Genomic DNA, 8,820 nt, shown 5'->3' with positions numbered 1-8,820 from the left:
CAATTTTTGAAGACCCGGATGAGTGAGGATTGTTCAGTCATGCCACAGGATACACAGCCCTTAGGTGGCCATGATGGTCCGTACGATGCGCCTGTAGAAATTCACGAGTTTACGCTGCATCCAGATTGGATCGACTACAACGGGCATATGAACGTGGGGTATTATGGCGTCGCGTTCGATATGGCTTTTGAACGGTTGCTTGTCGATCATCTTGGCCTTGGCGAGCCTCAGGTTCAGGCGTTGGGTCAGGGGCCTTATGTCCTGCAATCACACATGCAGTTCCTGCGCGAGGTGACCGACGACATGACGATCTATTTCCAGTTTCGATTGTTGGATGCGGATCACAAACGGGGGCATTATTTCGGTCAGATGATCTCGGCGCCGGACGAAACTGTGTGTGCCACGCAAGAAGTGCTGTTCATGAATGTCAGCCACAAAACAGGTCGATCCGAACCCTATCCGGATTGGGCAGTCACGCGATTGGCACGAATGGTGTCGGATCACGCGTCTTTGCCGTCCGCGCCCCAGATAGGTCAGCCGATAGGAATTCGCCGCAAATAACGCTTCAGTAATCGCGTTCGAAAAACACCCCGATGCCGGTTTCGCCGCGGCCATCAACTGTGCCTTTGACCGTGAAATTGTCTGTCACATCCAGGTTCAGGTTCACCTCGGTATCGCCTTCGGTGTTGACGGTAAAATCGGTGTACAGGTTTTCGCCCAGATAGGCACCAGCCCCCAACCGACCCGCGCCACTTTCCGAAGCGCCGACGTCGATTGTATCCACGCCGGTGGAGTCCCGCAGGCCCTTGGTGACATCACCGCCCGCGCCGCTGAGCTGGGCCAGCGAGGCGGCCATCTGCGCAATCAGGAATGGGGAAATCTCTGAGAACCGGTTTCCGAACAGCAGCATCGCAAGCGCTTCTTCGGCTGGGCGTTCGGGGTCGGAGAACACGTTGACCTCGGGCGAATCCAAAGGCCCTGCAATTTCGATTGTGGCAGTTCCGTCCGATGTGCTGGCCGACGACTCGAACTCGATATATGGCGTCAGGTCGCCCTGCAGGGTGACAATGCCTTTGGTCAGGGCCAGCCTGCGGCCCAGAATGTCGAAATTGCCTCGGATCAGTTCGATCTGGCCTGATGGAACCACAGCAGCGGTGGTGCCGCCGATGAAAATCCGACCACCCAGTTCCGCGTTCACACCCCTTCCACGGACAAACACAGCCTTGGGGGCCAACAGGCTGATGTCCAGCGCAATTCTGGAATCGCTTTGACTTGCCTCTTCAGTGACGACCAGCCCCGCGCGTTCTCGGGTGACAAAGGCGGCGCGGCTTTCATTGATATGCTCAATCTCGGGGATCGGGGCTGCGCCAACCGCACCAGAAGCGGCCGCGAGATTGATGTTGGTTTCGTCGAACGTGATTTGCCCGGCCAATGAACTGTTTCCGGCCAGTGCTCCGGTCATCGCAATCTGGCCGTTTAGGGTGGTTTCATAAAGCAGCTGGTCCGTCAGCACGAGGCTGTTCAGCGCAGTCGTGATCTGGGCGTTGAACGGCGGTGTAAGGTCGACAGGTCCGGTAACGGTAAAGCCGCCGCCGGCGCGCACTCCACCACTGAGGTTGATGGTTGCTCGGCTCTGCGCCAGATCGATCTGACCGCTGATACCTGTGATCGTTTGGCCTGCGCCGGGAACGGCAAGTGATGTGCCAGAGGTCGTGACAGACCCGCTGAGCGACGCGAGCGCAGGAGCCCCTTTGAGGGCCAGATTGAAACGTGCTGATCCGTCGATCTTATTGGGTGTAATAAAGATATTTGCAATCCCAAGGTTGACGCCGCCTTGCGCCGTCAGATCAGCTTCGGTGCTGGTTTCGTCGAAGGTTCCGGCAACTGTGCTGGTGATGTCAGCGGGCCCTTCGGCTTTGGCATCAATGGTCCAAAGCCCATTGTCCCGCTTTGCATTGCCCGTCGCTGCGATGGTGCCGGGGAAATCAGGGACGAACCGCTCAATACGGTTGAATTTCGCGTCGAAGTCCAAGTCGGCGGAGCCGTTCGTGTCCACAGAACCCGCGACTTTTGCATAAGAGCTGTCGGGCCCCTGCAAATTGGCTGTGCCCTCAAAGCCCGCACTTGTGGGCGCGACGTTTCCATCCAGTTTCAATGGCCCTGTCAGAGTGTCAGACAGTCGGCCCAAGTCGTCTAAGGCAGCCGTAAAGTTCAGCCCTCCGGCATCGCGGTCGAGTTTTCCGGATGCTTCTGCTGAAAGGGCGGTTCCCTTCAACCGAAAACTACGAATGTCGAGCCCGTCATCGCCATTCTTCGCATCCACGGTCAGGGTGGTGCGCCCTTGGATCAGTTTGTCGACAGCGTCGATTCCGGTCTGAATATCATTCGCGTCCAGATTGCCATCCACATCGAAGCTCTTGCTGCCTACCGCACCATTGCCCGAAAGTTGCGTTTTGATCGACCCGGCCAGATCGCGCTTGGCAAGGCCCGAGAACAGAGACAGGTTCGGCACATTCAGGCTGGCTTCCCCGTCCACAGCCAAGGCACCTGTCGGGTCATCGATTGTGGCGGCGGCTTGCGCGGTCAAAGCAGTTCCGTTCACCTGTGCGTCGCGGATCACAATTTGATCCTGGCTGAGCGCACCGTCGAAGGTGATCTCGGTCCGACCCGAAACCAGGGGATCGATTTCGGACATGCCGGTTTTGATGTCCCGGCCCATCACGCTGGCAGTACCGTCGAATTCCAGTGTCTGAACCGCGCCCTTACCGTTGAGCTGTGCCTGTATGGCACCGCCAAGCTCGCGATTTGCAAGGCCCGAGAAGATGGAGAGGTCCTTGGCATTAACCGTAGCCTGCCCGTCGATGGTCAGATTGCCACCCGGCGTGGTTACTGTGCCGTCAGCCTGTGCACGAAGGGTGTCCCCGATAAGGGTGAAGTCCCTGATCGTTACGCCATCTGCACCTCGCTTGGCGTCTACGGTGATTGTGGTATCGCCGCGAATGACCGGGTCGATGTCATCGCGCCCGGTGGACAGGTCATTCCCTTCGACCTCAAGCTTGCCGTCAAAGCTGCCTTCCAGCGGGGACCCTTGCCCCACAAGCCGTGCAGAGGCTTGACCCCCAAGATCCATCTGCGCCAGGTCCGAAAACCGTGACAAATCCGTCGCCTGCAAAGTGGCGGTGCCATCTACCGCCAGACCGGTGGACAGGCCGCTGATCACCGCGTCCAGCCCCAGTTCGTAATCAGAACCAACAAGCTCCACGCCAGACAGGTTTACTGTTTGATCACTGCCATAGGCGAACAGACCATCCAGCGTGACGCGCTCGCCCACGGCTGCGTTCAGCGCATCATCGGCCAGGTCGATGCCGTCCAGAGCAGCCTGAAGGTCGCCATCCAGTTGCAGGGCCGTCCCTTGTTCCAGCGTCCCCTGGGCTGAGATTTGCGCACGTTGCAAATCGATCTGTGGCGTCTTTACTCCGTTGGCCGTAAGGCTCAGGTCCCACAGATTGCCGTTTTTCTCGTCAAACAACGCCGAAATCTGCGCCGCCTCGATGGAGGTATCTCCACCTGAAACCGGCAGTACCACGTTTTGCCCGTCCGGCGGTGTGATCCGCCCCTGCAACGCAGCCAGTTGCAGCTGACCACCGGCGGCCAGTTGCAGCTCACCCTTGAGGTTCAGCGCTTGAGACGTCAGCTCAAGATCACTGATGTTCAGTGCGCCATCCGGTTCGGTTCGTCCGTCCACAAACAACTGTGTCTTGGTGCCGAAAAATGTATCCATGTTGTCGGCGACAAAGGGCGTCAGATCCCCGCCAAGATCAGCTGTAAAGGCAATGCCTTCATCTGCGCTTGCCGCAGCAGTCGGGGCCGAACGCAGGCGAACCTGCCCGGTCACGCGTGGCTGGCCGTCGCTGCTGAGACCTATATCAGCCGTGAAGTCGCTTACCGGCCCGGACCCTTTTGCGGTCAGCCCAATGGGTGGGCTATCCGGTATTTTGAGAGCTGTAGATATCAGACCGCCCGCTGCTTCGATCACCTGAAGGTCAAGATCGATTTGACTGTCGGCGTTCTGAAACCCCGCGCTCAGCTTGATTTCATCCCCGGCGCGGTCCAGGCGTGTGATGTCGAGATTTGTATCCAGCGTGCCATCCGCCAGTGACAGGTTTCCGTTCACGGCAAGCTCTGCGGCAACGCCGATCAGAGGCTCGCCCAAGGCCAGTTCGCTGATACTGATTTCACCGATTTCAATGGCGACAGGAAGTTCGGGCAGTTGAAAGGCTTGCGTTTCAGCTGCGGGGGGCGGCGTATCTTTGGTGGTGGTGCCCGGGGTTCGGGCGATGTCAATCTCTTGTGCGGTCAGGGCGTTGACAGAAAACCGGCCGCGGATCAATGCCAGACGGTTCCAGTCCAGCACCGCATCCTTGATGGTCAGCCAGACCCCTTCATCGTCGGCAACCGTAATCTCGGCGATGGTGGCCCGTGAACTCAGCGCGCCTTGAAGGCCCGTGACGGTTACATTTTGATCGTCACCTGACAGCGTGTCCTGCAGGAACCGTTCGATCATGCTGCCGCCCTCATCCTCCTGCGCTTGCACGGACATTGGTGCAAGCAGCAGAGCGCCGATCAGCAGAGGGTGTGAAAGAAACCGTCTCAAAACGCCTGTCCGATCCCGATGTAAAACTGCAGGCCGTCGCCGGTGGGGCCACTCACTGGATAGGCGAGATCAAATCGCAAGGGTCCAAATCCGCCCAGATCGTATCTTACACCAATACCGGCGCCAGCGTGATCTTCAGCACCGCTGCCAATGAACGAGGACGTGTCGACGACACCGTAGTCATAAAACCCAACCAGTGACAGGCTATCGGTAATCTTGCCACGGATTTCACCGGACAAGCCGATAAACGACTTGCCGCCTGCAATACCGGTACCGACCGGGATGCCGAGGCTTTCATAAGGTTGCCCGCGAACGGTTCCAGCACCGCCTGAGAAGAATAGAAAGTCAGGCGTGACGCCATCCGCCGGAGGACCGATGACCGACCCAAGCTGGGCGCGCCCGGCCAGAACGATCCGGCCACCTGTCCCCAGGCTGGTATAGGCCCGCCCATCAAAGAAAAAGCGGATACCGGTATCCGTACCGGAAATTCCAACAAAGGGCATGACTTGCGAATCCAGATAGAATCCGCGCGTGGCGCTGACTTTGCTGTCGCGTTGGTCCCATTCCGAACGGAAAGGCACGATGAAATATCTGAACTTGCGACCGCTTCCATATGCATCATCGGCATCCGACCACTGAAAACCGGCGGACGCTTCGGCATAGAGGTTGTCCGAGAAGGTGCGACGCGCACCGTAAGCCAGCGACGCAACCGACACGTTGTAGTTTTCAGTGTTGCGCCGTTCCAGCAACGCGCTCCAGAATGTGTTGTCGTCCGGGCCAAGGCGGTCTGGTTGATCCAGGCGCAACCCGATCCGGCCGTCGATGTCTTCGGCCCCGCCGATGTTGCGTATCGCGGCTTCAAAGCGTAAGCGTTCGGCGCGTTTGAACATATTGCGATGAGCCCAGGTCGCTGTGACGTCAACACCATCGCGCGAGGCAAGCTCAACACCAAAGGTTATTCGACGTTTGGGCAGGTCTTCGAAGGTGGCGTCAAAGTCTAACGTGCCATCTGGATTTGGTGTCTCACGCTCTTGCAATGAAACGACGTTGAACGTGCCGGTGCGGCGCAGCCGTGTTCCGACCTTTTGGATTTTCGCAGGCGAATAAATCTCGCCACTTGGGAAACCAGCGATCTTTTCGATGGACCTGTGACGCACATCCGTGTCGCCCTTGATGAACATCTTGCCGAATGTCAGCCGGCGCCCCGGTTCCAGCGTGACCTGTGCGTCCAATTGTGCCTGAGAATGCCGCGCGATGACTTTCTGCCCCGCGACCCCAGCCTTGGCGTGGCCTGCATCCCGCCACCCTTGCACACCAGCTGAAGTGGCCTGTTGAATTGCGCCGGTTGTTGCCAGTTTGCCGGTGGCGAACTCTTCCGGCAGAACGGTGTCAGGGGCCAACGGCTGTACTGTGGCAGTACCGAATTTGAAGCTGGGCCCGGTTTCAACGTTAATTGCTGCCCGGTCGATCTTTGAAGGTACGGTCAGCGAACTCATTTCCGCAGCTTCCTGGCCGTCGAGTTTGATGCTGACAACCGGGCTGAAATACCCCTCGTCATACAGGATCTGCACAATCGTGCGGTAATCCGACAATGCGGCGGACAGGATTTCAAGCGGGGTATCCAGACCGCGCTCTTCGGCGGTGGTGACGGATGACGTTTCTTTCAGGCGCTCCACCAGTTCTTTGGACGCACCCGGGGCAGTTAGGCTGGTTTCCAATGCCAGTGACACGTTTGGGGCCAATGCCACAACAGCGACACCTAGCCAGCGCCTCAGACGGCCTTGCGGCTTGCTCCCTTGCATGAATTGCCCCAAATGTCCCAGTTCCAAATGTCATGCACCGTGTTTGCCACGGTCCTTTGCATTCAAGTTAGAGCATCTGAGTGCGATCTGGGAAAGAGATTATGCGCCTGACGCGAAAATTTAGGGCAAATTGCGTTTGTGCTACAGTCCGGCGTTGCGCACCCATCGGATGATGGCCTGACGGTCTTCGGGTTCCATATAGGTTACGTTTGCTGGCGGCATCGCGTGCGTCACACCAGCCTGCAGATAGATTTGCTGCGCGTTTCGAGCTATATCAGCCTCGGTTTCCAAAAGCACACCTTTCGGGGCCCAGAGAATGCCCTCCCAGACCGGTTCGCGCGCGTGACACATCGAACAGCGCCCAAGAACAATGTCATGGGCGTCTTCGAACCCTTCTGCATCAGCAAATTTCTGTTCGTACGGCGTTAGGGACTGTGCCTCTGCCTCTTCCAGCGGCTGGTACATAGGGGCTGTCGACAGCCACATGATGGTAATGAACAGCAGCGCGGTAGCCAGCCACGTCCAGGTGGGATTGCCAGCCCGGGCATGACGGGTGTTGAAATAGTGCCTGATGGTCACGCCCATCAGGAACACAAGTGCGGCGATGATCCAGTTGTATTCCGTCGCAAATGCCAGCGGGTAGTGGTTCGACAGCATCAGGAACAGAACCGGCAGCGTGAGATAGTTGTTATGGGTCGAGCGCAACTTGGCGATTTTGCCGTATTTTGGATCCGGCGTGCGCCCGTTTTTCAGATCATCCACCACGATGCGTTGATTGGGCATGATGATGAAGAACACGTTTGCCGTCATGATCGTGGCCGTAAACGCCCCCAGATGAAGCATCATCGCACGCCCGGTGAAGATCTGATTGTATCCCCAACCCATGGCCACCAGCAGCACAAACAGCAAGACCATCAGCAAGGTTGGGCGTTCCCCAAGCCCTGATTTACACAGGAAATCATAGACCAGCCATCCAACGGTTAGTGAAGCGGCCGAGATCAGAATGCCTTGCCAAAGGGCCAGATCAGCCTTTTCCGCGTCGATCAGATACAGCTCTCCGCCGACCCAATAGACGATCATCAGCAGCGCCGCACCGCTGAGCCATGTCGAATAGCTTTCCCATTTGAACCAGGTGAGGTGATCGGGCATCCGTTCCGGGGCCACCAGATACTTCTGTATGTGGTAGAAGCCGCCACCATGCACCTGCCATTCCTCGCCATCCGCCGGACCCGGAATATTGCGGTTCAGACCCAGGTCGAGCGCGATGAAATAAAATGAAGATCCGATCCAGGCCATGGCGGTGATCACGTGCAACCAGCGCACGGCAAACGCCATCCAGTCCCAGAACACGGCAAAGTCGTACATGTCAGAGGTCTCCGATTGGTTGCCGCCACACTAGGCAAACAGGCATTTCTTCGGTATTCCCGTATATTGTCAAACTGTATCAAAAAAAACGAAAAGATGTCCTATCTCGACAATATCCGAACCTTTGTCAGGGTCTACGATCTGGGCAGCATGTCCGCCGCAGGGCGAGACCTGAGAATCTCTCCGGCCGTGACTTCGGCGCGGATTTCTCAGCTTGAGGATCACTTAGGCGTACGCCTGTTTCAGCGCACGACCCGCAATCTGTCGCCGACCGAGCAAGGCAAAGCGTTTTATCCCGGAGCTGTCGCGGTGTTGGACGCGGTGGATGACGCCGAGGCCAAGGTGACCCATCTGACCGAAGCGCCGCGTGGGTCATTGTTTGCGGCGGCACCGCTGGGGGTGGGTCGCCGTCTGCTGGCGCCGCACGTACCTGATTTTCTGGCTGCTTACCCCGAAGTTGACGTACGCTTGCGCTTGACGGACCGGTCTGTCGACCTGACAACCGAAGGGCTGGATCTGGCGTTCTTCATAGGCCAGCCAGAGGACAGCACCTTGCGCATCCGTAAGATCGCAGATTGTCAGCGCGTGCTTTGTGCCGCCCCCGACTATGTGTCGCGTCGTGGAATGCCATCAACCGGTGCTGATCTGGTCGCCGACAAGCACGAATGCCTGAACCTGCGCTTTCCGGGAGCGGCTGAGTTTCAATGGATGCTGGAAACCCCCGAGGGACCGAAACGTTTTGCGGTGTCGGGTCGGTTTGAATGTGATGACGGAGATGTGCTGACGGATTGGGCTTTGTCTGGGCAAGGGATTGCGATGAAACCCGTTTTTGAGGTCGCAGAGCACCTGAAATCCGGGCGTCTTGTTCCGGTTGCAACCGCAACACCACCGGTTCCCGTGCAGATGGCATGTCTTTACACGCACCGGCGACATCAAGACCCGAAGGCGCGTTTGTTCATGGACTTCATGATCGAACGGATCGGAAAAATCGTTCGAAGC

5 protein-coding genes are annotated in these 8,820 nt (G+C 57.8%); 2 read left to right on the top strand and 3 right to left on the bottom strand.

The genetic code is table 11. The annotated features are described in order from the left end of the window. On the top strand, positions 1 to 561 hold a 561-nt coding region (locus AC2FNU_RS22145; RefSeq protein WP_496792682.1), incomplete at its 5' end, for a thioesterase family protein. Between the two features lie 4 nt (positions 562 to 565). On the opposite strand, the gene AC2FNU_RS22140 is transcribed toward AC2FNU_RS22145, so the two are convergent. The 3 genes from AC2FNU_RS22140 to AC2FNU_RS22130 all read right to left on the bottom strand — a co-directional run bounded on the left by AC2FNU_RS22140 (position 566) and on the right by AC2FNU_RS22130 (position 7,821). After that, positions 566 to 4,654 (bottom strand): translocation/assembly module TamB domain-containing protein, encoded by a 4,089-nt coding sequence (locus tag AC2FNU_RS22140; RefSeq protein ID WP_496792678.1) that lies wholly within the window; start codon positions 4,652 to 4,654, stop codon positions 566 to 568. Then, on the bottom strand, positions 4,651 to 6,456 hold the full coding sequence (locus AC2FNU_RS22135; RefSeq protein WP_496792676.1) for an autotransporter assembly complex protein TamA: 1,806 nt from the start codon (positions 6,454 to 6,456) through the stop codon (positions 4,651 to 4,653). Before AC2FNU_RS22135 ends, AC2FNU_RS22140 begins: the two co-directional genes overlap by 4 nt. A gap of 141 nt (positions 6,457 to 6,597) precedes the next feature. Then, positions 6,598 to 7,821 carry a urate hydroxylase PuuD gene (locus AC2FNU_RS22130; RefSeq protein ID WP_496792672.1) on the bottom strand — a complete coding sequence of 408 codons (1,224 nt, stop codon included), beginning with the start codon at positions 7,819 to 7,821 and terminating at the stop codon, positions 6,598 to 6,600. 96 nt (positions 7,822 to 7,917) lie between these two features. Between AC2FNU_RS22130 and AC2FNU_RS22125 the strand changes: the two genes are divergently transcribed. Further along, positions 7,918 to 8,820 (top strand): LysR family transcriptional regulator (locus AC2FNU_RS22125; protein ID WP_496792668.1); only part of this gene is annotated, 903 nt, incomplete at its 3' end.

The organism is Ruegeria sp. BHSB064, from assembly GCF_059613205.1.
Note: the sequence above shows the minus strand (reverse complement) of the source record. Positions and strands in the feature narration are given on the sequence as shown.